Origin of the sequence: Sorangium sp. So ce1036 (genome assembly GCF_051369805.1) — a bacterium.
Lineage (GTDB): Bacteria > Myxococcota_A > Polyangia > Polyangiales > Polyangiaceae > Sorangium > Sorangium cellulosum_F.
Window position 1 is genome coordinate 8,651,757 of record NZ_JBBMOX010000001.1, and the last position, 22,068, is coordinate 8,673,824.

16 protein-coding genes and 3 pseudogenes are annotated in these 22,068 nt (G+C 68.3%); 9 read left to right on the top strand and 10 right to left on the bottom strand.

Features of this window, described 5'->3' with window-relative positions:
- Positions 1 to 134 precede the first annotated feature (134 nt).
- Both WMF31_RS32470 and WMF31_RS32475 read left to right on the top strand, forming a co-directional pair.
- The gene (locus tag WMF31_RS32470; RefSeq protein ID WP_436605658.1) at positions 135 to 581 is read left to right on the top strand and encodes a hypothetical protein; all 447 of its coding nucleotides are present in this window, start codon (positions 135 to 137) and stop codon (positions 579 to 581) included.
- Positions 582 to 744: 163 nt separating this feature from the next.
- On the top strand, positions 745 to 2,553 hold the full coding sequence (locus WMF31_RS32475; protein WP_436605659.1) for a DEAD/DEAH box helicase: 1,809 nt from the start codon (positions 745 to 747) through the stop codon (positions 2,551 to 2,553).
- 151 nt (positions 2,554 to 2,704) lie between these two features.
- Here the strand turns inward: WMF31_RS32475 and WMF31_RS32480 are convergent, their stop codons facing one another.
- Both WMF31_RS32480 and WMF31_RS32485 read right to left on the bottom strand, forming a co-directional pair.
- Positions 2,705 to 2,992, bottom strand: a complete 288-nt coding sequence (locus WMF31_RS32480; protein WP_436605660.1) for a hypothetical protein — start codon at positions 2,990 to 2,992, stop codon at positions 2,705 to 2,707.
- Positions 2,976 to 4,193 carry a trypsin-like serine peptidase gene (locus tag WMF31_RS32485; RefSeq protein ID WP_436605661.1) on the bottom strand — a complete coding sequence of 406 codons (1,218 nt, stop codon included), beginning with the start codon at positions 4,191 to 4,193 and terminating at the stop codon, positions 2,976 to 2,978. Before WMF31_RS32485 ends, WMF31_RS32480 begins: the two co-directional genes overlap by 17 nt.
- 825 nt (positions 4,194 to 5,018) lie before the next feature.
- On the opposite strand from WMF31_RS32485, the gene WMF31_RS32490 reads away from it, so the two are divergent.
- Together WMF31_RS32490 and WMF31_RS32495 are read left to right on the top strand one after the other, a co-directional pair.
- Positions 5,019 to 5,981, top strand: a complete 963-nt coding sequence (locus WMF31_RS32490) for an AraC family transcriptional regulator (protein WP_436605662.1) — start codon at positions 5,019 to 5,021, stop codon at positions 5,979 to 5,981.
- Positions 5,982 to 6,321: 340 nt separating this feature from the next.
- Positions 6,322 to 7,242, top strand: a complete 921-nt coding sequence (locus tag WMF31_RS32495) for a transposase (RefSeq protein ID WP_436605663.1) — start codon at positions 6,322 to 6,324, stop codon at positions 7,240 to 7,242.
- A gap of 510 nt (positions 7,243 to 7,752) precedes the next feature.
- Here WMF31_RS32495 and WMF31_RS32500 read toward each other — a convergent pair.
- From WMF31_RS32500 to WMF31_RS32515, 4 genes and pseudogenes are all read right to left on the bottom strand, one after another.
- Positions 7,753 to 8,272: pseudogene (locus WMF31_RS32500) on the bottom strand (DUF6596 domain-containing protein); the annotation flags it as partial.
- Position 8,273: 1 nt separating this feature from the next.
- Positions 8,274 to 8,486: pseudogene (locus WMF31_RS32505) on the bottom strand (YciI family protein); the annotation flags it as partial.
- Between the two features lie 959 nt (positions 8,487 to 9,445).
- Positions 9,446 to 9,778 carry a hypothetical protein gene (locus tag WMF31_RS32510; protein WP_436605664.1) on the bottom strand — a complete coding sequence of 111 codons (333 nt, stop codon included), beginning with the start codon at positions 9,776 to 9,778 and terminating at the stop codon, positions 9,446 to 9,448.
- Positions 9,779 to 9,856: 78 nt separating this feature from the next.
- Positions 9,857 to 10,339 carry a hypothetical protein gene (locus WMF31_RS32515; protein WP_436605665.1) on the bottom strand — a complete coding sequence of 161 codons (483 nt, stop codon included), beginning with the start codon at positions 10,337 to 10,339 and terminating at the stop codon, positions 9,857 to 9,859.
- Positions 10,340 to 10,681: 342 nt separating this feature from the next.
- Here WMF31_RS32515 and WMF31_RS32520 point away from each other — a divergent pair, with 342 nt between their 5' ends.
- The 4 genes and pseudogenes from WMF31_RS32520 to WMF31_RS32535 form a co-directional block, all read left to right on the top strand.
- Positions 10,682 to 12,412, top strand: a complete 1,731-nt coding sequence (locus WMF31_RS32520; RefSeq protein ID WP_436605666.1) for a DUF1592 domain-containing protein — start codon at positions 10,682 to 10,684, stop codon at positions 12,410 to 12,412.
- 19 nt (positions 12,413 to 12,431) lie between these two features.
- The gene (locus WMF31_RS32525; protein ID WP_436605667.1) at positions 12,432 to 14,063 is read left to right on the top strand and encodes a DUF1552 domain-containing protein; all 1,632 of its coding nucleotides are present in this window, start codon (positions 12,432 to 12,434) and stop codon (positions 14,061 to 14,063) included.
- Between the two features lie 196 nt (positions 14,064 to 14,259).
- On the top strand, positions 14,260 to 15,033 hold the full coding sequence (locus WMF31_RS32530; protein ID WP_436605668.1) for an FxLYD domain-containing protein: 774 nt from the start codon (positions 14,260 to 14,262) through the stop codon (positions 15,031 to 15,033).
- A gap of 169 nt (positions 15,034 to 15,202) precedes the next feature.
- Positions 15,203 to 15,463, top strand: a pseudogene (locus WMF31_RS32535) (IS1380 family transposase); the annotation flags it as partial.
- A gap of 47 nt (positions 15,464 to 15,510) precedes the next feature.
- On the opposite strand, the gene WMF31_RS32540 reads toward WMF31_RS32535, so the two are convergent.
- The 4 genes from WMF31_RS32540 to WMF31_RS32555 all read right to left on the bottom strand — a co-directional run bounded on the left by WMF31_RS32540 (position 15,511) and on the right by WMF31_RS32555 (position 21,724).
- Positions 15,511 to 16,131 carry a hypothetical protein gene (locus WMF31_RS32540; protein ID WP_436605669.1) on the bottom strand — a complete coding sequence of 207 codons (621 nt, stop codon included), beginning with the start codon at positions 16,129 to 16,131 and terminating at the stop codon, positions 15,511 to 15,513.
- 1,182 nt (positions 16,132 to 17,313) lie between these two features.
- Positions 17,314 to 18,951 (bottom strand): DUF1552 domain-containing protein, encoded by a 1,638-nt coding sequence (locus WMF31_RS32545; protein WP_436605670.1) that lies wholly within the window; start codon positions 18,949 to 18,951, stop codon positions 17,314 to 17,316.
- A gap of 153 nt (positions 18,952 to 19,104) precedes the next feature.
- Positions 19,105 to 20,727, bottom strand: a complete 1,623-nt coding sequence (locus WMF31_RS32550) for a DUF1552 domain-containing protein (RefSeq protein ID WP_436605671.1) — start codon at positions 20,725 to 20,727, stop codon at positions 19,105 to 19,107.
- 343 nt (positions 20,728 to 21,070) lie between these two features.
- Positions 21,071 to 21,724: a glutathione S-transferase family protein gene (locus WMF31_RS32555; protein ID WP_436606627.1), complete on the bottom strand. Its 654-nt coding sequence runs from the start codon at positions 21,722 to 21,724 to the stop codon at positions 21,071 to 21,073.
- Between the two features lie 77 nt (positions 21,725 to 21,801).
- On the opposite strand from WMF31_RS32555, the gene WMF31_RS32560 reads away from it, so the two are divergent.
- Positions 21,802 to 21,951 carry a hypothetical protein gene (locus WMF31_RS32560; RefSeq protein WP_436605672.1) on the top strand — a complete coding sequence of 50 codons (150 nt, stop codon included), beginning with the start codon at positions 21,802 to 21,804 and terminating at the stop codon, positions 21,949 to 21,951.
- Positions 21,952 to 22,068: the final 117 nt, after the last annotated feature.

Consider the following 22,068-nt stretch of genomic DNA (forward strand, 5'->3'; position numbering starts at 1 on the left):
TCTCTCGGTCCGGCGCTCTGGCGCTCCGGCGCTCCGGCACGACATCCTGTCGCGGGCCAGGGTGCGCGCGGGCCACGGCCCCAGGGCCGCCGCGCCTCGCGGCGCCCGGGCCACACCCACATCGAGGAGACCCCATGTCGCTGAGACAGCGCGATTACATTCTCCGCATGATCGAGCAGCTCGCCGAGGCCATCGGCCGGATCGCCGGGCTCCGGCGCGCCGGCGAGCTGGCCGAGGCCCACCGGGTGCTACGCGAGACCGCGGATGGGCTCTTCGGTCCGATGCGGGACATGCTCGACCGGGTCGACGCCGCGGGGGCGGCCACGCTGCTCGGCGACCACGAGAAGATCGGCGCCTACGCGGCGCTCTGCGCGGAGCAGGCCGCGATCCTCGAGGCCCAGGGCCGGGGCGCGCAGGCGGCCGCAGAGCGGCTGCGGGCCCTGGAGCTCCACCTCGAGGCCGTGCGCCGCGCCCCCGAGGACAACCCGCGGGCGCGCGAGGGCGCCCGCGCGCTGCTCGGCCAGGTGGACGTCACGCGCCTCCCGGACCGGTATCGCGCGCTCGCCGCGGAGCTCGGTTGACCCGCTCGACGGCCACCGCGCCCGGCTGACGCGCTCGATGCTCGCAGAGCCCGACTGGCGTGCAGAGCCCGACTGGCGTGCTCGATGGCGCGGGACCACCGACCCGCCGGAACCCTGCGCGCTTCCCGGGCCGGGCGGATTGCGATCCTGCCCGCGCGCACCCATGACACGCGGAGTCGCCGTGGAACCGACCGCCTCGCCTGCCGGCTTCGCCGCGTTCGGCCTCGCGCCTGCCCTCCTCGGCGCGCTCGCCGAGCTCGGCTACGAGGAGCCCACGCCCATCCAGCGCGAGGCGCTCCCGCACCTCCTGGCCGGGCGCGATCTGCTCGGGCAGGCCGCCACGGGCACCGGAAAGACGGCGGCGTTCGCGCTGCCGCTCCTCCAGCGGCTCGAGATCGGCGGCGAGCCGCCGGGCCGCCCCGCGGCCCTGGTGCTCGTGCCGACCCGAGAGCTCGCCATGCAGGTGGCCGAGGCGGTGCACCGCTACGGCCGCCGGCTGGGCGTGCAGGTGCTGTCCGTGTACGGCGGCCAGCCGTTCGGGCAGCAGCTGCGCGCGCTGCGCCGCGGGGTCCACGTCGTCGTGGCGACGCCCGGCCGCGCGCTCGATCACATCGGCCGCGGGACGCTCCTGCTCGACGGCATCCGCACGGTCGTGCTCGACGAGGCCGACGAGATGCTCGACATGGGCTTCGCCGAGGCGCTGGAGGCCATCCTCTCGGCCACGCCGGGCGCGCGGCAGACCGTGCTCTTCTCCGCGACGCTGCCCCCGCGGATCGCCGGGATCGCCGGCCGGCACCTGCGCGAGCCGGTGCGCGTCAAGATCGCCGGCGAGGAGGCGGCCCCGGGCGAGCTCCCGCGCGTCCGCCAGACGGCCTACATCGTGCCGCGCGCGCACAAGCCCGCGGCGCTGACCCGGGTGCTCGACATGGAGGATCCGAGCTCGGCCATCATCTTCTGTCGCACGCGCAACGAGGTCGACGAGCTGTCGGAGGCGCTGCGCGCCCGCGGCTACGAGGCCCAGGCGCTCCACGGCGGGCTCTCGCAGGAGCACCGGGATCGCGTGATGGGCCGGTTCCGCTCCGGCACGGCCGACCTGCTCGTCGCCACCGACGTCGCGGCGCGAGGGCTCGACATCGAGCACGTCTCGCACGTCATCAACTACGACGTCCCCTGCGCCCCCGAGGTGTACGTGCACCGCATCGGCCGCACGGGGCGCGCCGGCCGCGAGGGCGCGGCCATCACGCTCCTGGAGCCGCGCGAGCACCGCATGCTCCGCAACGTCGAGCGGCTCACGGGCCAGCGCATCGAGGCGGCCACCCTCCCGACGATCGCCGATCTGCGCGCCCGGCGCCTCGAGCTGACGCGCGCCTCGCTCCGGGAGGCGCTGCTCGAGGGCGGCGCCGAGCGCTTCCGGGTGGTGGTCGAGGGGCTGGCCGACGAGTTCGACGTGATGGATATCGCGGCGGCGGCGGTGAAGCTCGCCCACGACGCGACCGAGGGGGACCGGGACGAGGAGGAGCAGGAGATCCCGGCGGTCTGGCCGCCCCCGCCGGAGCGCCCCCCCGCGCGGCGCCACGCGCCGGGGCCGCACGGCCGCGCCGGCGAGCCGCGCAGCCCTGCTCGGCGCGACGGCCGCCGCGAAGGCGGCGGCGACATCGCGCGCCTCTACATCGGCGCGGGGCGCGCGGCCGGCATCCGTCCTGCCGATCTGGTCGGCGCCATCGCGAACGAGGCTGCGCTGAGCTCCCGCGACATCGGCGCGATCGAGATCGCCGACGGCTTCTCGATGGTGGAGGTCCCGGCCGGCGCGGCGGACAGCGTCATCCAGGCCCTGCGCGCCACCCGCCTCAAGGGCCGCAAGGTCCAGGTCCGCCGCGACGACGAGGCCGGGGGCGCGCCGCGCGGCGGCCGGGCCGATGCCCGCGGCGGGGGCGCGGGCATGGCCCCCCCGCGCCGGCGCCCCCGGGCCTGAGCGCCACGCTCCGTCGCGTCTCGCCCCCCGCGCGGCGAGCGCGGGCGGCGAGACACGAGGCCGCGTGGGAGATCACGAGGCCGCGTGGGCGATCACGAGGCCGCGCCGATCGAAGCGTGGCCCCCCGGGGCGCGGTGCGAGCGATCCGGGCTCAGTTGGGCGGCGGGATGAAGAGGCCCGGGCAGGGCTCGTCGCCAAAGACCCTGAAGCCGTTCCGGTATAGCGTGATCTTCCGGTTGGGCGCCCAGTCCGAGCTGGTCCCGGCGTAGGAGTAGTCGTTCGACTCGTTGAACGCCTGCCAGCTCGAGGCGTGGAACGCGATTCGGAACTGGTCGGTGGTGGCCATGGGCTCCACCTCGAAGAGGAACGGGAATGTCACGTCGAGGTAGTGGGTCGCGTCCGCGCACCCGCCGCCGGGCACCTCATGGAAGCTCATCATGGAAGCTCATCTCGAGGTCGGCCGAGCAACCCCAGCACTCGGCCTCGAGCGAGCCGGGCGGCTCCTGGGTGAAGTAGTACCGCACGGTCGAGCCCCAGAGAGAGGCGCTCTGCGCCGAGGTATTGCGCACCTGGATGCCGGGCGTCACCCAGTTCGATTGCGGCGTGTGCACGTCGTACAGCACCTCGAGCTGGCAGTCCGCCGGGCACGACGCCGTGTCCTCACCGCTGCTGCAGATGCCGTCGCCGCAGGAGCAGTCGCCCGGGCACGAGGCCGGGTCCTCGAGCGGGCCGCAGGCGCCGTCTCCGCAGGAGCACAGGTCGGTCTCCGCGCGCTCGCACAGGCCCTGGATGGCCCTGTAGGCATAGGTCACGTCCTCACCGCGGCAGGCGTCGTCGTCGCACTCGAACGGACGCCTGCAGTCGTTCTCCTCGTCCTCCTCGAAGTCGCGCTCGCCGCGCGCCAGGATGCCCACGAGCTCCTTCGTGTTGAGATCGAACACCCCGGAGCCAGAGTTGCCCGCGAACGTGTCCAGGTTGGCGACGAAGAAATCGTTATCCGGATCGTTGCTGCGGATCGTCGCGCCATCGGCCAGCTTGAGCGGCAGCCCACGGGGGAAGCCGTGCACCACGAGCGGGGTGTCGTCGTCCGGATCCAGGGGCTCGGTCGACGTCCGCACCGCGGCGGGTGTTCGCCCCACGACCGGCCGGTCCAGGCGCACGACCGTGTAGTCCGCGCCGTTCGTGTCCCGGTACCAGGTGATGATGTCCACGCACCGGTAGAGGTCGTCGCTGGTAATCTGGCCGAGCTGGCCGGCGGGGGTCATCGCATAGTCGAAGACGAAGCGGCTGGCGCCGCAGTTGTTGATGCAATGACCGGCCGTCAGCACCAGGTCCTCGCCGATGAGCGTGCCGCTGCAGTCGGCGAGCGCCGGCTGGGTAGCGAAGCGCACGTCGGGGCACACGTCGTCGCGCTCGATCCACGTACGGTCGCCGATCTGGATGTTGTTGGGATCCGAGTCGTCGACCGCCGAGGCGGGGACGAGGGCCACGGTGAACTCCATCACGCGCGCGGCCCAGGCGGGATCCGAGTACGTGAAGGGCTCCTCCCGGTCGTCGTCGCCATAGATGACCGCGGAGCGGGCCTGGTCGGGGGCCTCGTCCTCCTCGACAGGCGCCGAGCACGCGACGAAGGACCCCACGGACAAAAGGCCAGCAGAAGCGATATACCTGAACACCCTCATGATGAGCTCCCAAGTTGAGGCACAAGGACATCGGAGCACGCCGCGAGGTCATCCCTCGCGGGCCGTGCGCCGACAGGAATCTCACGCAATCTCACGGCAACGAGCTCTCGACCGGGCGCAGCCCGGACACCTCTCGTCGAGGCGCGACCTGGCCTCCTGGCTCCGGGCCAGGGCAGGAGCGTCGTCTCGCGAGGACGCCGGATGATCCGCTCGACGGCTCGCGCGCGGCGCGGCAGCGCGGCGATCACCGAGCGATCTCGAACGGCCGCATCAACGCGAACGAGAGGGCCGGCCAAGAGCACGAATCTGACAACCAACGAACACTGACGAACCCGCCATCCACGCAACGCGCTCGGGCGGAATCCGAGAGGGGCTCTAGTTCACCGGGCGACGCCCTTCCAATTCGAATGCGGCATGGAGCTCATGCATGCCATGCATTGGACTCGCGGCGATCGTTTGCGAGCAACGGCGATCATGGACCTGCCCTGGACGCGGAGCATGGGATGGACGTCGTCGACGACGCGCGAGCTCGCCGGAGGAGCCGTCGAGCGACCCCCGCCCGGCGCAGCGCAGCGCGGTCGAGATCGGTGAGGGCGACGCGGGCGGCGATCGAGGGGTCGTTATGAGCGCTCCATGCGAGCTCGGTGGCTGGAGGCCCATGGAACGGCAGCGCCGCCGACCCGAGGCCGCATCCCTTGGCCGGCGAGGCCGCTCATCGCGGCGGGATCCGCTGCAGGGGACGAGGAGGATTCCCTGGAACGAGCGATCAGGTAATCTCCGGCCGTGGCGACCAGAAATAAGAGCCGGGCCGAGTACGAGAAGCGTGTCAACCGCGTGATCGACCACATCCAGGCCCATCGCGCGGAGGAGCTCTCCCTCGAGGAGCTGGCGGGGGTGGCGGCGTTTTCGCCGTTTCACTTCCACCGTGTGTTCAAGTCGATCACCGGCGAGAACCTTCGCGAATTCATCCAGCGGGTGCGCCTCGAGACCGCGGCCGGCCACCTCACGCTGCGACCACACGCCGACGTCCTCGAGATCGCGCTCGAGAACGGCTTCAGCTCGGCGAGCGCGTTCGCGCGCGCGTTCAAGGAGCGCTTCGGCATGAGCGCGTCGGCATGGAGGAACGGCGGGGCGCAGGCGAGCAAGGCGCGTCAAGCGGATCGCAAGCCGGGTGAAGTCGTGCGCAAGCCGGGCAAAGCAGCGGCGTGCGCGCCAGGACAAGATGGCTCCTCGTCGGGCACGGGCGCCCGCGATGACGAGGAGGAGATCATGGATGTGGCGGTGAAGGCGCTGCCGAGCTATCATGTGGCCTATATCCGGAGCGTCGGCCCATATGGCCCGAACGGGAGCGTCGGTGAGGCCTGGCGGCGGCTCATGCGCTGGGCGAGCGCGCGCGATCTGTGGACCGTGGATCGGATTTGCCTCGGCATCGCGCACGACAACCCCCACGTGACCGAGCCGGCCAAATGCCGCCACGACGCCGCCATCGTGATCCCGGAGGGCTTCAAGACCGGCGGCGACGTCAACGTGACCGACGTGGCCGGGGGCAAGTACGCTACGAGCGCCTTCGTCGGCGACGCGCGCATGATCGGGGTCGCATGGGATCGGCTCTTCGGGGAGTGGCTCCCGCAGAGCGGTTATCAGCCTGACCATCGGCCCTGCTTCGAGCTCTACCAGGGCGAGTTCCAGGATCCGAAGATCAACGGCTTCCGCTGCGAGCTCTGCCTGCCGGTGCGGCCGCTCTGACAGGCTCGCGGCCCGCGACCCGACCCGGGTTGGCGCGACCCGACCCGGGTTGGCGCGACCCGACCCGGGTTGGCGCGACCGCGACCCGACCGCGGCGACCCGACCCGGGTTGCAACGACGCCGCGGCGTCCCAACCCGGGTTGGGCTTGCTGCAGCCAACCCGGGTTGGGCTTGCCGATGCCGGAGCGGCAACCTGCCCAGGGAGCAGCCCGGGTCGAGACAGCGGGACCAGCAGCCCACGTGGGCGGACCACCTGGCGGCCGCCACCTGCGAAGCGGGGCAAGTCCCTGAAATTATTCGCCAGGGCCGCCGGCACAGCATTTGTCAATGTGCGCCGGCCATGACCCAGCCCCGCGAGATTACCCCCGGCGCCACCTACCTGATTACCCGCCGCGTCCTGCGCCGCCATCTACTCTTCCGCCCCGACCCGGCCATCACCCAGTTCCTGGTCTACGCCCTCGCGGTCTCGACCCGCCGCTACGGCATCGAGGTCCATGCGTTCTGTGCAATGTCAACGCATCTGCACATCGTCGTGACCGACGTGAACGGCGTCCTGCCACGTTTTCTGCAATTTTTCCATCGCATCGCCGCGCTCGGCACCAAGGTGCTCCGCCAATGGGAAGGGCCGGTATGGGACCATCAGGCCACAAGCGTGGTACGGCTGCTGACCCGCGCGGCGGTGGTGGAGAAGATCGCTTATGTTCTCGCAAATCCTGTGGCCGCCGGCCTGGTCCGGCATGCGTGCGAGTGGCCGGGCGCCAAGGTGGATGTGGGCGAGCTCGGCCGCGGTGTTCTACGCGTGGCGCGTCCCACGGTGTATCTCGATCCAGAAAATCCAAGATGGCCGGAGGAGGCGACGCTCCCGCTCGCGCTGCCCCCCGTCATCCAGCAGGACAGCGCGGAGGGCTTTCGCCGTGCAGTCGCAGCCGAGCTCGAGCGACAGGAGGAGCAGGCCCATGCGGAGGCACAGCGGCAGGGGCTGGGATTTCTGGGCGCCGACCGAGCCAGCGAGGTCTCTCCTTACGAGCGTGCGACGAGCTTCGAGGCGGTGGGTGATCGCAACCCGACGGTCGCGGTGGGCCGTGAACAGGGTGACGCATGGCGAATGGCTCGCGCTGCTGTGCGAGCGTTTCGTTCGTCGTACCGCGCGGCGCTGGACCGATGGCGTGCCGGCATACGCAGCGCTGAATTCCCGGTGGGTACGTGGTGGATGCACACGTTCCACGGCGCCAGCGTGAGTGGCGTCGTGCTCACAGGGTAGGTACGGCGCGGGCGCATTACGCAGCGAGGGGGGGCGAGGGCGGGCGACGGCTTCAGCGCGTCGTCGTGGGAAACGTTTGTCTTGAGATAACGGAGAAGGTGGCAGGAGATGCGCACGGCACCGCGAATAAGCCCCACGCGGGTCATGCAGCGGCAGGCGCACAAAGCGGCGTCCGGGGATTATTGGAATGGGCGCAGCCCGGACAAATGGGACCGTCCCGTCCCGGTCGGCAAACTCGATCCGGGGACCGGGGGGCCAACGTGGGTCGAATCGAACCGGACCGGTCGCCAACCTAACCGGACCGGTCGCCAACCTCGGACCGGTCGCCAACCTCGGACAGGTGGACCGGTCGCCAACCTCGGACAGGTCGTCTCCAACCTGGGACAGGTCGTCTACTTGGGACAGATCGTCTAACCTGAGACAGACCGTCTCCAACCTGGGACAGGTCGTCTCGTACAGGTCGTCCCCATCGTACACGTCGTTCCCCGTCCGACTAGTCATCGTCTTCCGAGCGTCGCTCAACCGAGCCGCTTGCGTCGCCAGGTAATTTTGCTTCGGAATGCTCGTCGTGCGGCTGGCCGCTCTTCTGTAGTGCGCGATCGCAGCCTCACGCTCCCCAGCCCGTTCCAGCAGATGGGCGCGCACGGCATCGAGGCGATGATGCCCCGAAAATTGCGCATCGGCAGCGAGCGGACTCAGCAGCTCGAGCCCCGCATGAGGGCCGTGCACCATCGCGGTCGCCACCGCATGGCTGAGCGTCACCGTCGGATTGTCCCACATCCCCTTCAGCAGTTCGTACAGCGCCAGGATCTGCGCCCAGTCCGTGTCCTCGGCCTACGCCGCCTCGTCATGCACCGCCGCGATCGCGGCCTGCATCTGATACGGGCCGACCGACCCTCTCGACGGCGCTGCGCTGACGAGCGCCACCCCCCTCGGCGATCGCGCGCTGATCTTACAGGCGCCGATCCTGCTCGGCGAGCGGGATCAGCTCGCCGGCCAACCCGGTTCGCGCCGCGCGCCGCGCGTCGGTCGTTGGTGATCGGCCTGCCGTCTTTCCCCGCGCGCACGAGCTTCGCCTGCTCGGGCCCGGCCAACCCCTCGGCCGCCACCAGCTCGCCCGACTCGCCGAGCTTCTCGGCGAAGCTCTTCATGAACTCGATGTGCGCCTGGATGTCCTTCTATGGCCACCAGGCGACCTGGTACTGGCCACCGTGCGGGGTATGCATCATCAGGATGTATTTCATGGTCGGCTCCTTCTCGGCGCTTTCGTCCCGGGTTCGGGTGCGCCTCCCGGGTTCGGGTGCGCCGCGCTTTCATCCCGGGTTCGGGTGCGCCGGGTTCGGGTGCGCCCCTCCCGGGTTCGGGTGCACCGCGCTTTCGTCCCGGGTTCGGGTGCGCCGCCTCCCGGGTTCGGGTGCGCGTTCGGCGCTTTCGTCCCGGGTTCGGGTGCGCGTTCGTTGGGAAGGTCGGAGCTGAGCTCGGATTCTCGACATCCCAGGCGACGATAACAAGGGAATCCGAAGCCGAATACCTGCGACAACGTAGACAAACGCAGGACACACCGGAACCTGGGTGTGTCCGTTGCGGGGTGTGTTCGTTGCGCCCTCGCCGCCGCCACGAGCTCAGTGGCCCCCCCGAGAACCGCTTGGATGTGCGGCGGAAGGCCGCCTCCGGCGTCGCAGCCGAGCCGCGCAGCCGCCTCGGCGACGGCCGCGCGGAGGTTGCGCAGCCAGCAGCTTGCGACGTGGCGGGGGCGGCGCATGGCCCGACGCGGCTTATCCGTCTCATCCTCCTCGCACCCGAGCCAGGGCAGCGCCGAGCACCGCCCCGAGCGCCGCGCCCAGCAGCAGACCGAGCCGGCCCGTCGCCTCATACCCCCGAAGCCCCCCGAACTCGAAGCTGGTCGCGAAATTGCCTCCGAAGAACGCTCCCAGGAGCAGCCCGAGGGGAGCTCCCGCCGCGGCTCCTAGCACTGCACCTATCACCCGTCGACGCACCTGTCCCACGGCGAGGAGCACAGCGCCCCTGTGCGGCGCTCGGCGAAGGCGGCCGTCGAAAGGGTGCCTTCAAGCTGCGCCGGTCTTCGGAGCGAGCCCCCCCTGGACGTCCGCGAGTCCTCTTGCTTTCGACGTCGGCCTGTCCCTCGGCCGGATCCTCTTCCGGTGTGGCCCAACGCGGACCCAACCGGCGCCCCTCGGCCGCCTCATCGTCCACCTCGGGGAGGGCCGCCGCGTCGGGCCAGCGCCGGACGCGGCGGCGCGGAGGCGAGGGAGACCTCGTTGCTCATCGCTCGCACCTCCGGCTCCTCGGGCGCGGGACCGTCTCTCGCTACCGGGCCGCCCTTGCCGGTCAGCTCGGGGCTCGCCTCGTCCAAGGGGGTGAAGTCGCCCAGACCGAGCTCCGCGACTTTGCGAGCAGCGCGCTCCTGGTTATGGATCCGGTCGCTCGAGCTGTGGCCGGTCCGGTCGGAGATCCGCGTCTTCGTGCGGCCGTTCGCGAGCTTGATGGTGATGAAGGTCGCACGCGCGCCGTGCAAGCCGATGTTCAGCCTCGAATCCGTGGTCCCGAGCAGCTCAGGCCGATCGCTCCCGGCGCATCGGAGGGGATCTCTGACTCAGGCTTCACCGTTTATGACGAGTCTCCGCCCAGGAAGCTCAGGCAGCGATGCTCGAGCCTGTGAGTTCTTCAAGTATTCGGAGTCGCAGATCAAGTCAAGAATATTGAGCCCCGCCATCGCGCGCTGCGCGGCGCGCTGGATAAAAGAGCGAAACCCGAGTCCGAAGCTCTCGACCCGTCGCGTCCTGGCAAGGCGTCGCCCACTTCCGGACCAAGACGCCTTCCTTGTCCGGGCAGACACCGCGCCACTTCCGGAGCGCGCGCACGCGCGATCATCATCCGTCTTGTTCTCGTCGAGCACAACGGCTCCCCGGTCAAGATCGAGATCCGACCATTGGAGCTTTCCAGCCTCATGGTTTGCGCGGCGCATCAAAATAACGGGCGCGACACCGAGCGCGTCAGCCAGGTGGACGAGCATGACGACCCCGAGGTTCGTCCTTCCCTTCTCGACGCGCTGCAGTAAGCCGGTGCGATGAAGCAAGGGTGGCTCGTCGGCGTGCGGCTGGCGTGACGGGCCGAAGGCTCACGGCGAGCTGCCCGTGATCCGTGTGCGAGGCATCACGAACCCGGAATCTCCCGTGCGATACGTGGCGGAGCGCCGGGGGCCTCGTACGCGCCGCCGCCTCGCTTGGCGGGGCCACGGCCCTCGAGATCGAAGCGGGTAGAGGCGCTCCGCTCGTACGTCAGCATTTCACTATCACATCTCCAAAGGAAACCGTCGGCGAGGCGCCCGTGCTCACGCCGATGGATGAGCCTCGAGCTCATCCACAGCTTTTGGTTCGCTCCCGTGATCACTTCGACACGGACCGGGAATAGGAGGCGCATGCGCATGCGAACGTTAAGACATCTTTCGTACATCGGTACGACAATTTTTCTCGCTTCAACACCCTTCTTCGCTGGCTGCACCGGCACGATCGCGGATGCTGGCGAGGACGGCGGGGAGGACGGTGCGACCTCCGGTGGCAGCACCGGGAGCGGCAGCGGCACGGGGGGGGGGGAGCAGCCGGACGACCCGAAGGTCTGCATCCCCGGCATCCCGGCGACGAGCCAGATCCCCCGCCTGCTGAACCGGCAGTACGACAACACGGTGCGGGACCTCCTCGGCGTCACCCTCGTGGGTCCCGAGAAGAAGCTGCCGTCTGAGCTGCTCGTCTCCGACTCCGACGGCCCGATGACCCCCGACGCCTGGCGCATCTATCAAGATGTCGCCGCGCAGATCGCCAAAGAAGTGATGGCTGGGACGAACAAGTCCAGGTTCATCAGCTGTGACCCTGCGGCGAGCGGTTGCCTGGAGCAGACCATCAAGACCTTCGGCCGCAAGGCGTTCCGTCGCCCGCTGACCGACGCGGAGGTGGCGCGATTCCAGAAGCTGGGCCAGACGACGCCGCCAGGAACGCCCGACGAGGTCGCGGAGGCAACGCTGTTCGCCTTCCTCGTGTCGCCCTCGTTCCTCATGCTCCCCGAGCTGACGGACACCCCGGACCCGTCGGGTAAGGGCATCCAGCTCTCCAGCCACGAAGTGGCGGCGAGGCTCTCGTACATGCTCTGGGGCTCCGTTCCGGATGACACGCTGAACGAGGCGGCCGACAATAACGAGCTCCAGACCAAGGAGCAGATTCTGGCCCAGGCGCAGCGAATGATTGATGTGCGCGAAAAGACCGGGCCGCTCGTGACAGCGTTCCACAACAACTGGGCGCAGATGGAGAACGGAAACGCCCACTGGTGGAAGATGGATCACGACCCCGAGTTGTACCCGCTGTACTCCTCGGACGCCAAGGCCGTCTACAAGGCTGAGCTCGACGCCTTCTTCGAAGAGGTGGCGTTCGAGGGCGGTTCGTTCCAGGACCTCCTCCTCAGCAATATCGCCTTCGTCAACAAGGACAACGCGGCGATCTATGGGCTCGATCCTTCGATGTACGGCAACGAGCTGACCAGGGTGGAGCTGGACCCGAACGAGCGGCCGGGCTTCTTGACCCGCGTCGGGTTCTTGAGCTCCTACTCGGGCTTCAACGCCACGAGCCCGATCCTGCGAGGCGCGTTCATCTCGGTGTACATGCTCGGCGTCGATCCGGGTGCGCCCCTCCCCGGCGCCGCCCAGATGACCGTGGACGGCGACTTCAAGACGCAACGCGCGTACGTCGAAGAGCTGACGAAGCCCGCTAGCTGCAGCGGCTGCCACGCGATCATCAACCCGCCGGGATTCGTGATGGAGGGCTACGACGGCATCGGGAAGCTGCAAACGGTCGATCCTCGTGGTGGCGCGATCGACGCGAGCGTCACGACGAACACCATCGACTTCGGCGACGGCAAGGTCAAGGAGATCTCCTCTCCGTTGCAGCTCATGCAGGAAATTACCCAAATTCAGAAATCGAAGCAGCTTTACGCTCAGGCGTGGATCTCCTATGCCTTCGGGCGGGCTCCGAACGCGAACGACAAGTGCCTCGTCGATCAGCTCGACATGAAGCTGTCTCAGAGCGGCTACAGCATCCTCGATCTGATGGCCGATCTCACCCAAGCGGAGTCTTTCCGCGTGCGAGTCCGTGAAACGCTTTGACTTCTGAGGAACGTCGAACATGAGCAAGCAAGTAAACCGAAGAATCTTCCTTCGTGGCCTGGGCGGAGCCGTCTTGGCTGCGCCGTTCCTCAGCTCCGTGTGGGAACGCACCGCGAAGGCGGACACCACGGCACCCGCGAAGACGTTCATCGTGATGTTCACGCACTACGGGTGCATCACGAACGACTGGTTCCCCGCGAAAACCCAGGGTGAGCTCACGGCTGATGACCTCAAGCCGACGAGCCTCGCGGCCCTCGCCCCCTACGCGAAGAAGCTCCTCATGCCGCGCGGCATCCGCTCGATGAACGAGTGGACCGCCAACATGTCGCGTGGACAGGGCAACGACTCGCACACGCAGATCGTGGGGTCGTTCTTCACCTGCCAGCCGGTCACTCCGAACAGCAACGACCCGTTCAGCTTCGAGCAGGCGACGAAGTTCAACGCGAAGCCTGTCGGCCCCTCGCTGGATCACATCATGGCCCAGCAGCTCAGCCCGCAAGGCACTCCGTTGCTCTTGAACACGGCTGGTCAGAACGACAGCGCTCAGTCGGCGATCTCCTACTCCGCCGCCGAGACCATCTACAGGGGCCTCAACGCATCGCAGGCCTTCAGCAGCCTCACGGGCCTCTTCCAGTCGGGGGAGCCGACGTCTCCGGACACCTACGCGGCGATGCGCGGCAAGAGCGTCATCGACCTCGTGAAGGACGATCTGCAGACGCTCGAGCGGTTCGACATGAGCAGCGCCGACAAGCAGAAGCTCGCAGCCTGGAAGGAGCTCCTCCACTCGACAGGAAACGTGATCGCCTCTGCGCAGTGCAACGCGGAGCTCGGCGCGATGCTCGGCGCGACGGCCGCGAACGCCTCCAAGGTGGGGGGGGGCGGCCTGGGCAGCGACGCCCTCACGACCAAGGTCTCCGGCGATCTGGATGGAGCAGATATCTGTTCGGCCATCGCCGCGCTCGCGGCCGCCTGCAACGCCAACCCCATCATCTTCCTGAAGTACCCGGGGAATTACCTCTTCAGGGGGCTCGGCATCACCATGGAGTCGCATTCCCTCTCGCACCGCCTCGACAATGCAGGGATGACAGGCAGCTGCCTGCCCAACGCGATCGAGTGGCTCCTCAAGGTTGACCAATATTACGCGCAGAAGTTCGCGAACCTCGTCGGAATGCTCGACGGCATCCCCCAGGGGAACGGGACGACGGTCCTCGACAGCAGCGTCGCCGTCTGGTTCAACGAGATGTCGGACGGCAACGCGCACAACCTCAACAACGCTCCGATCCTCCAAGCCGGCAGCGGCGGCGGTTATTTCAAGACCGGCCAGATCATCAACGTCGACCCCGCGTCGACCCCGGCGCCAGGCAGCAGCAGGTCGCAGTGCGCCAATGGCTCCGGCCAGGTCAACGGTATCAATCAGGGCACCGGAACCGATCCGAAGATCGCCAACGCGCCGATCAACAAGTACTTCTGCAATATCATGAACGCCATGGGCGTGAAGGCGGGGCCGGATGGCTTCCCTGCGAAGGGCGGCTCCGCGGAAGTGACCCATTTCGGCTACTCCGACAAGACGGAGGAGTTCATCGGTGGCAAGGGCGCGGTCGCCGGCGCCAAGATCCACAATCCGGGCGGGTTCACGGAGCTCAAGGCCTGAGCACTCTCGGAGCGAGAGCCTGAACAGCCAAGCGAGCTCGGGCGCAAAGACCTCTTCTCACCGAAGGGGTCTTTGCGCTCGCGCGTCGTCCGTGACCGCGGGCGCCGCGGAACCACCGCCCTTCACGATGTGCCTCACCTCGCGACCCCGCGCTGCCCGACGATGGCGGACAGCGATAGATCAAGCATCTCGTCTCATGTTCATGCTGGCGAAGCGCTTTCTCGTCCCTGCCGCTATGCTCCTCCCGCTGGCCTGTTCGAGCGAGGCGAGCGACGGCGCTGGGGTGGGCGAAGACATCGGTGACGACGCGCTCATCGTCCCGGAAGACCTCACCGTCATGGCGCTCCCGGGCGGGAACGGCGTGCTCAACGTGATCGCGCTGACTCTCCGCAAAGGACCGAGCAACACCGAGCTCTACGCCGCCTTGAGGAACGACGGGGATATCCCGGCCTGCAGCGCTGCCGTTTCAGTGGAGCTCTATGACAAGGCCCAGCGGTCCCTGGCAAGCGGGATCAACGGGTTGCTCACTCAGCATTACTACCGGCTCACGGATGGCTCGGGCGCCATCGCCGCGTGCGTGGGACCAGGTGATGTGACCATGGCCGCGGTGACGGATTTGCCCTCAGACATCGTGATCGAGGACGTAGGATACGTCGTCTACCGGTGCCCTTACTTTGCCCTCGACGTTGTTCCCATCGATGGCCTCACCGTCAGCCAGGTGAAGGCCGTGACTGGCGGCGCCGGCACGACGTACACGGGCACGCTCCTCAACGGACTCGACGTGGCGGTGAGCACCCCCTCCGTCACGGTCTTCTCCGCCAATCGCGTCGGGCGTCCGCTCGGCGTAGCGTTCGCCAGCGGCACGGTCCAGATTCCGCCGGGTGGCAGCTGGGCCTTCGAGACGAACACCGTGGACACGCCCGGACCTGCTCATGCCGCATACCCGGCAGGCGCGTTTGCAACGCAGTAGACCACCCCACAAACGCACATTTCGCGCCTGCGATGCCGATCCGGAGCGCGAGAAATCCGGCGCAGTAGACGGACCGCCTTGACAGCGTGGCTCGGCGTGGCGACCCGTCCGGGTTGCCATGACCGAACGAAGGCCCGCGCCGGTTCGTGTACCTCGACATCGACGCGACCGTGGAGCCGCTCAGGTGACCGAGGTGCTCCTCCGGCGCGGCGATTGGCCGGATGGGGTCCGCGTCATCGCCGTGCGCACACGCGACCGGGAGGACGGCAAGCAGATCTACTTCTCGGGGGCTCGACTACACGGTGCAGATCGTCTTGACCACGGGCCAATCGACGCGCCGTAAGATTTCGCGGCGCGGTATGCCCTGCGCGTGGGCGTCGAGCCGCTCATCGGCGGCCCGACGCACGGGTGGGAGCGCGGTCGCGTGCCGCGCCTGTGGGGCGCCGCAACCCGTCAGCGGCTACTCGCCAGGCCGTGCTACTCCTGCGCGCCGTCGGCGATCCACTGCGTGAGCGCTTGCATGTAGTTGTCGGGTACGCACTTGGAATCCCCATCGTTGAGGCAGTCAGGGGGCATCCGCGGAGTGTCCTGCGGAGGTACGCCGCACGGTCCCTTCAGGATCTTGATGAGAGCGCTCTCTTCCGGCTTGCCGGGATTGACGATCGGGATATTGCCGCAATTCTTGGATATGTGCGAGGTCAGCCTCGCGTGCAGCTCTCCGTCGACCCTCAAGTCCAGGGGGTTCTGCTCGTCGTTATGGCAACCCGCCCCGAAACAAGTAACGTTCTCGATAACGAACTTCACCGTCTCGAACGTTGGAGGGATCTCATCGCCACTGCCGGTCGAGCCGCTGCCGCCGCCTGCGCCGCCGCCTCCGCCGGTGCCCGCGCTGGTCGAGCCCGTGGGGCCTCCCGAGCCGCCACTACCGCCCGAGCCCTCGCTGCCCCCCGAGGCCCCGCTACCGCCCGAGCCCACGCTGGCCCCCGAGCCACCGGCGCCTCCAGCGCCGGTATCGTCAGGGGTTTCGGTGCAGCCTGCGAGCGGAGACAGGATGGCGACGATTGCTGCCGCGATGAAGCTTGAGAGTCGACATTTCATGGTTCACGACGAAGATGGTGAGAGGGAAGGTTTAGCTCTCGTTCCCGCTGGACCCAAGCGGAAGGCCTGGATGTTCGGATGGTCGAGGCGACGCGCGCTCGGCGAGTGAATCGGCGAAATTGAACTTTTCTGACCACGTCGCCCACAAGCAAGAGCTGCGCGAGGCGAGGAGTGTCCTCTTGGGTGGGTAGGATGAGCAAACACGCTGCGAAAATCAAGCGGTTCGTGACGACCATCCTCGCGTACAGCCTTGCTGTACGCGCAGATTGACGCTCGTGTCTTGTGCGCTCGAGCCGGGCTCACGAGCTCGCGAGCGCCTCTCGAGACCTCCCGTCGCCAGGCAGCCGAGGTCGGGCGCGTCATGTCGTTGCTCTTCGTTGCCTCATTTCAGCAGGGCTCCTCATCGCGCCTGGCTCTGCCCCCGCGCTCGCCTGCCTGGCCCGGTCCGGTTGTGTTCGACGCTCCAGGGCGATCGCGCGCCGGGAGCGGAGCCCGCCAGGGCCGCCTCGGCCGCCGCCGCGCGCCCGTGGCCCTTCCCGGCCGCCGGAGAGCCCCGCCGACAGACCGCCGACTCCGTCGGTGGCCGACGTATCGTCGGTCGTGACGGTCCCGATCGAGGGCACGCCGCCGACGGTCGGGGGGCCCGTGTTGGGTGGTGGTCACGTTCGGGAGGCTCACCGGAGGGGCTGGAGTGCAGGCGGGCCACAAGAGAGGCCCGCCGGAACGCAAGCCCCCGGAGGTGAGCCCCCCGAACGTGACCACCACCCAACACGGGCCGGGCGTCGACCCCGCCACGCTCGAGCGCGCGCTGGTGCTCGCCGCCGAGGAGACGCCGCGCGGACGCCGCCTCCGCCGGTGCGCGTCCGCGTCGCGAAGTCGGCGGCAAGAGAGAGAATTACCTGCTCGCGGGGTCCGACATTTCGCCGCTGGCTGGGCGGGCGCCAACTTCCTGCGCGCTGCGGAGATCTTGCGTTACACGTACAGCGGCTGGACGGCCGAGGACACGGCGCTATCAGCTGGGAGACGCTGACCCACGCGGGCGCGCCGTAGCACTGCCTACTGCGGGAAGTTGCCCCGGATCAGCAGAAGAACCGCCATGGCGCCAACGACGCCAAGGAGAGAGGGGAAGGGTTCGCGGCGCATTCATGACCCGGGCGCGCGAAGGCTCGGGGACGAGACCGCTCAGGAGCTCGCCTTGAGCGCGGTGAACTCGCCTGGATCATGGATGGTGGGGGGATTGATGCCGCCACCGACGAAGTCTTCCGTTCGGTCGTACATGCCGAAGTGGGTCACCGGCGCCGAACCGCCCGGCGCCGGGAAGCCATCCGCGCCTGCCTTGACGCCGAGGGCGTTCATCAAGTTGCAGTAGTACTTGTTGATCGGCGCATTGGCGAGCGACGGATCGGTCCCCGTGGACTGGGAGAGCGAGTTGGCCTCGTCCGGGGCGCCGTCGACGCACGAGAACTCGCTGTTTCCGGTCGTGAGATCGGGCGAGCCATCCTCGACGTTCACGGCCCAGCCGGTCTTGAAATAGCCGCCGGCGCTGCCGACCTGGACGATCGGCAGGTTGTTGAGGTTGCGGGCGCAGCCGTCCGACGCGTCCTGGAACCAGACGGCCGCGCTGTTGTCGAGGAGCGTCCCATCGCCCTCGTCGATACGGTTCAGCTGCTCGACGAGGTAGGCGAACTTCCTCGCATAGTAGTCGTCGATCTTGAGGAGCATGTCGATCACCCCCGGGACGCAGGGGCCCACATCGCTCCCATCCCCTGTGCGGTTCGCGAGACCAGCGCTCTCCAACGTCAGGCCGAGCCCTCGAAAAACGTAGTTCCCGGGGTACTTCAGGAAGATGACGGGGTTCGCGTTGCACGCCGCCGCGAGCACGGCGAGGTTCGAATAGACGTCGGCCCCGTCCATGCTGTCCGAGATTCGCCGCATCAGCACGTCTTCGTCGAAGCTCCGGGGCGTGCTCGCCAGGTCGACGTTTTCTTGCGTCACACCGAGCGCCGTGGCGACGGACGTGTTGCACTGCGCAGAAGCGACGGTCCTCACGGTCTCGTCGAGGAGCGCCTTCCACGCCTCCAGCTTGTTCCTGTCCGCCTGGCTCATGTCGACGCGCGCGAGCGTGTCGAGATCGTCCCGCACGATGTCGATGATGCTCTTGCCGCGGACGGCCTGGTACGTGTCCGGAGACGGGAGGGGGTCCGAGAACAAGCCCGTGAGCCTGGCCAGGATCTCCGCCGGCGCGCCCAGACCCGAATACAGGGTCTCGGGCGCCGAGTACGAAATCGCCTCCTGAGGGACGGCGCGGAAGTTTCCCACGCGCATGTACAGGGGCTCGCCGCCCGGGCTGACCTGTCGTGCGATGACGTGGTCCAGCGAGGGACCGGTCGGCTTGGCGTTGAACTTCGTCGCCTGGTTGAAGCTGAACGGGTCGTCGCTGTTGGGAGTGACCGGGTGGCACGTGAAGTACGACCCGTTCACCTGCGTGTGGGGATCGTTCCCCTGCCCTCGCTTCAGGTCCAGCGTCCACTCGTTCATCGCGCGGATGCCGCGGGGCATGAGGAGCTTGTCGACGTAGGGCGTCAGGTGCTTGAGCGTCGTCGGCTCGAGGTCCGCGGCGGTGAGCGGGCCGTGCGACTTCTTCGGGAAGAAGCGCGTCGTGATGCAGCCATAGTGCGTGTACATCACGATCAGCCGCCTCGGCGGCGTGGCCGGCTGCGCCTTCGCGGCGCGGCCTGCGATCGAGCCGAGGAACGGCGCCGCGACGCAAGCTCCGCCCAGGCCCCGGAGGAAAATTCTTCGGCTCACGCGCTTTGTCATGGTCGTATTTTCCCAACCTCAATGCAGCCGCCCAGCCACCACTCGGAACGCCCTCTGAATGCCCGCATTTGCCGGTCTCGATCATTCCTCCGCCCACAGCACGATTGACGCATTTTGCTCGGCCGGGCGCGACAGGATCGGGAGCGAGACCGCTCAGGAGCTCGCCTTGAGCGCGGTGAACTCGCCTGGATCATGGATGGTGGGGGGATTGGTCCCGCCACCGATGAAGTCTTCCGTTCGATCGTACATGCCGAAGTGGGTCACCGGCTCCGAGCCGCCCGGCGCCGGGAAGCCATCGCTGCCCGCCTTGACCCCGAGGGCGTTCATCAAGTTGCAGTAGTACTTGTTGATCGGCGCGTTGGCGAGCGACGGATCGGTCCCCGTGGACTGGCTGAGCCCGTCGACCTCGTCCGGGGCGCCGTCGACACACGCGCTCTCGCTGTTGCCGGTCGTGAGGTCGGGCGAGCCATCCTCGACGTTCACGGCCCAGCCGGTCTTGAAATAGCCGCCGGCGCTGCCGACCTGGACGATCGGCAGGTTGTTGAGGTTGCGGGCGCAGCCGTCGGACGCGTCCTGGAACCAGACGGCCGCGCAGTTGTCGAGGAGCGTCCCGTCGCCCTCGTCGATGCGGTTGAGCTGATCGACGAGGTGAGCGAACTTCCTCGCATGGTAGTCGTCGATCTTGAGGAGCATGTCGATCACCCCCGGGTGGCAGGTGCCCGTCATCATCGCGCTGCCCACGCGATACGAGAGACTGGCGCTCTCGAACGACAGACCGAGCCCCCGAAAAACGTAGTTCGCGGGGTACTTCAGGAAGATGACGGGGTTCGCGTTGCACGCCGCCGCGAGCACGGCGAGGTTCGAATAGAGGTCTGCCCCGTCCAAGTTGTCCGCGATTTTCTGCATCAGCACGTCGTCGCCGAGCGTGTGCTGGCTCGCCAGGTCGATGTTTTCTTGCGTGATCCCGAGCGCCGTGGCGAGGGACGTCGTGCACTGCCCGGAGGCGACGGTCGTCACGGTCTCGTGGAGAAGCGCCTTCCAGGCCTCGAGCTTGTTCCTGTCCGCCTGGCTCATGTCGAAGCGCGCGAGCGTGTCGAGATCGTCCCGCACGATGTCGATGATGCTCTTGCCGCGGATGGCCTGGTACGTGTCCGGGGACGGGAGGGGGTCCGCGAACAAACCCGTGAGCTTGGCCAGGATCTCCGCCGGCGCACCCAGACCATGATACCGCGTCATCGGCGCCGAGAACGAGATCGCCGAGTCACTGCTGACGCCGCGGCCCCCCACCCGCATGAACAGGGGTTCGCCGTCCGGGCTGAGCTGTCGTGCCATGACGTGGTCCAGCGAGGGACCGGTCGGCTTGGCGTTGAACTTCGTCGCCTGGGAGAAGTCGAACGGATCGTCGCTGTTGGGCGTGACCGGGTGGCAAGTGAAGAACGACGCGTTCACCTGCAAGTGGCGATCGTTCCCCTGCCCCCGCTCCATCTTCGCCGTCCACTCGTTCATCGCGCGGATGCCCCGGGGCATGAGGAGCTTGTCGACGTAGGGCGCCAGGTGCTTGAGCGTCGTCGGCTCGAGGTCCGCGGCGGTGAGCGGGCCGTGCGACTTCTTCGGGAAGAACCGCGTCGTGATGCAGCCATAGTGCGTGTACATCACGATCAGCCGCCTCGGTGGCGTGGCCTGCTCCGCCCTCGCGGTGCGGTCGATGATCGAGCCGAGGAACGGCGCCGCGACGCAGGCTCCGCCCAGCCCCCGGAGGAAAATTCTTCGGTTCATTCGCTTTGCCATCGTCGTATTTTCCCATCCTCAATGGAACCGCCCAGCTACCACCCGGACCCCCTCTGAATGCCCGCATTTGCGGGCCTCGATCATTCCTCCACGCCCGCAGCACGATTGGCGCGCGTCGCTCGGCCGGGCGCGCTCGTCGAGCGGAAAGATGCACGCCGAGCACCACGCGAGGCGGCAGCCTGGCACGTCCCAACGGTCCTCGAGAGCGATCTCGGAGCGGGGCGTCGGGGTGCCCCCCGCAGCGCTGCGTGGGCCAACGGATGACGCTCCGGAGGGGCGAGCACGAGATCGCGCCGCCACGCCCCCGGAGCTCGCAGCGCTTACCCGATGGTCAGTCCCGGTCGGGAGCCCCCGGCGGGAAGATGGCGCGATAGGGCCGCGCCTCGTCGACCGCCCGCGCGAACGAGGGACGACCGAGGAGCCGCCGCCGGTACGCGCGGACGTTCGCGCAGGCCTCGCCGATCGGGTGGACCCAGTCGGCATAGAACAGCGCGGGAGCCGCCGCGCAGTCCGCCAGGCTGAAGTCGTCGCCCGCGGCCCAGGCTCGCCCTGCCATCGCGCCATCGAGCCAGCGATAGGCCACATCGAGCAGCTCCCGCGCCTCGGCGACGCCTTGAGGATCGCGACGCTCCGCGCTGCGGATGCGGTCACCCACGATCTTCTGCACCGGCGTCATGACGTAGTTATCGAAGAAGCGGTCCATCATCCGCACGTCGAGCGCGGCCCGACGGTCCTCCGGGATCAGCCGCACGGCGCCCGGATGGTGGAGATCGAGGTGCTCGACGATGATGCTCGCCTCCACCACCGTACGGCCGTCGTCCACGAGCACGGGCATGCGCTTGAGGGGCCAGAGGGCCTCGTGCTCGGCGACCGCGTCCTCGTGCCCCGGCGCGAGCATGCGGAGCTCGAACGGGATCTCGTTCTCGTAGAGCGCGATCAACACCTTTTGACAGTAGGAAGAAAACGGATGCGCATAGAGCTCCATGGACATGTTCACCTCGATCTGGTCCTGCCTCTGAATCACGACCCCACAGGGCGCCGGACAGGCTGAAATGTTCATTGATGAGGCCGTGGAGGGAGGACCTGCGCGTATCGAAGGAGCACATCGAGGCCGGCAGGGTGACGGCGGTCATCGAGCGGCGGCATTCACCGGGCGAGGCCGCCGAGGCGGCGCGGCGCGTGGCGGGGGTCACGCGCCGGGGGAGACCGTGATCGGCGGGCGAGGGCGCCTCTCAGGCCACCGTCGCCAGGCAGCCGAGCCGAGGGCGGACGCCCACGGGGGCTCGGCAAGACCTCCCCCGCGACCAGGGCGCGACGGCGATGCGCGCC

Excerpts from the sequence above, each read along its gene's own strand:
- WMF31_RS32560 (WP_436605672.1), top strand. The coding sequence starts at position 21,802 with ATGAGGCCGTGGAGGGAGGACCTGCGCGTATCGAAGGAGCACATCGAG.
- WMF31_RS32530 (WP_436605668.1), top strand. The coding sequence starts at position 14,260 with ATGTTCATGCTGGCGAAGCGCTTTCTCGTCCCTGCCGCTATGCTCCTC.
- WMF31_RS32540 (WP_436605669.1), bottom strand. The coding sequence starts at position 16,131 with ATGAAATGTCGACTCTCAAGCTTCATCGCGGCAGCAATCGTCGCCATC.
- WMF31_RS32525 (WP_436605667.1), top strand. The coding sequence starts at position 12,432 with ATGAGCAAGCAAGTAAACCGAAGAATCTTCCTTCGTGGCCTGGGCGGA.
- WMF31_RS32480 (WP_436605660.1), bottom strand. The coding sequence starts at position 2,992 with ATGATGAGCTTCCATGAGGTGCCCGGCGGCGGGTGCGCGGACGCGACC.
- WMF31_RS32470 (WP_436605658.1), top strand. The coding sequence starts at position 135 with ATGTCGCTGAGACAGCGCGATTACATTCTCCGCATGATCGAGCAGCTC.
- WMF31_RS32520 (WP_436605666.1), top strand. The coding sequence starts at position 10,682 with ATGCGCATGCGAACGTTAAGACATCTTTCGTACATCGGTACGACAATT.
- WMF31_RS32475 (WP_436605659.1), top strand. The coding sequence starts at position 745 with ATGACACGCGGAGTCGCCGTGGAACCGACCGCCTCGCCTGCCGGCTTC.
- WMF31_RS32495 (WP_436605663.1), top strand. The coding sequence starts at position 6,322 with ATGACCCAGCCCCGCGAGATTACCCCCGGCGCCACCTACCTGATTACC.
- WMF31_RS32555 (WP_436606627.1), bottom strand. The coding sequence starts at position 21,724 with ATGGAGCTCTATGCGCATCCGTTTTCTTCCTACTGTCAAAAGGTGTTG.
- WMF31_RS32550 (WP_436605671.1), bottom strand. The coding sequence starts at position 20,727 with ATGAACCGAAGAATTTTCCTCCGGGGGCTGGGCGGAGCCTGCGTCGCG.
- WMF31_RS32545 (WP_436605670.1), bottom strand. The coding sequence starts at position 18,951 with ATGACAAAGCGCGTGAGCCGAAGAATTTTCCTCCGGGGCCTGGGCGGA.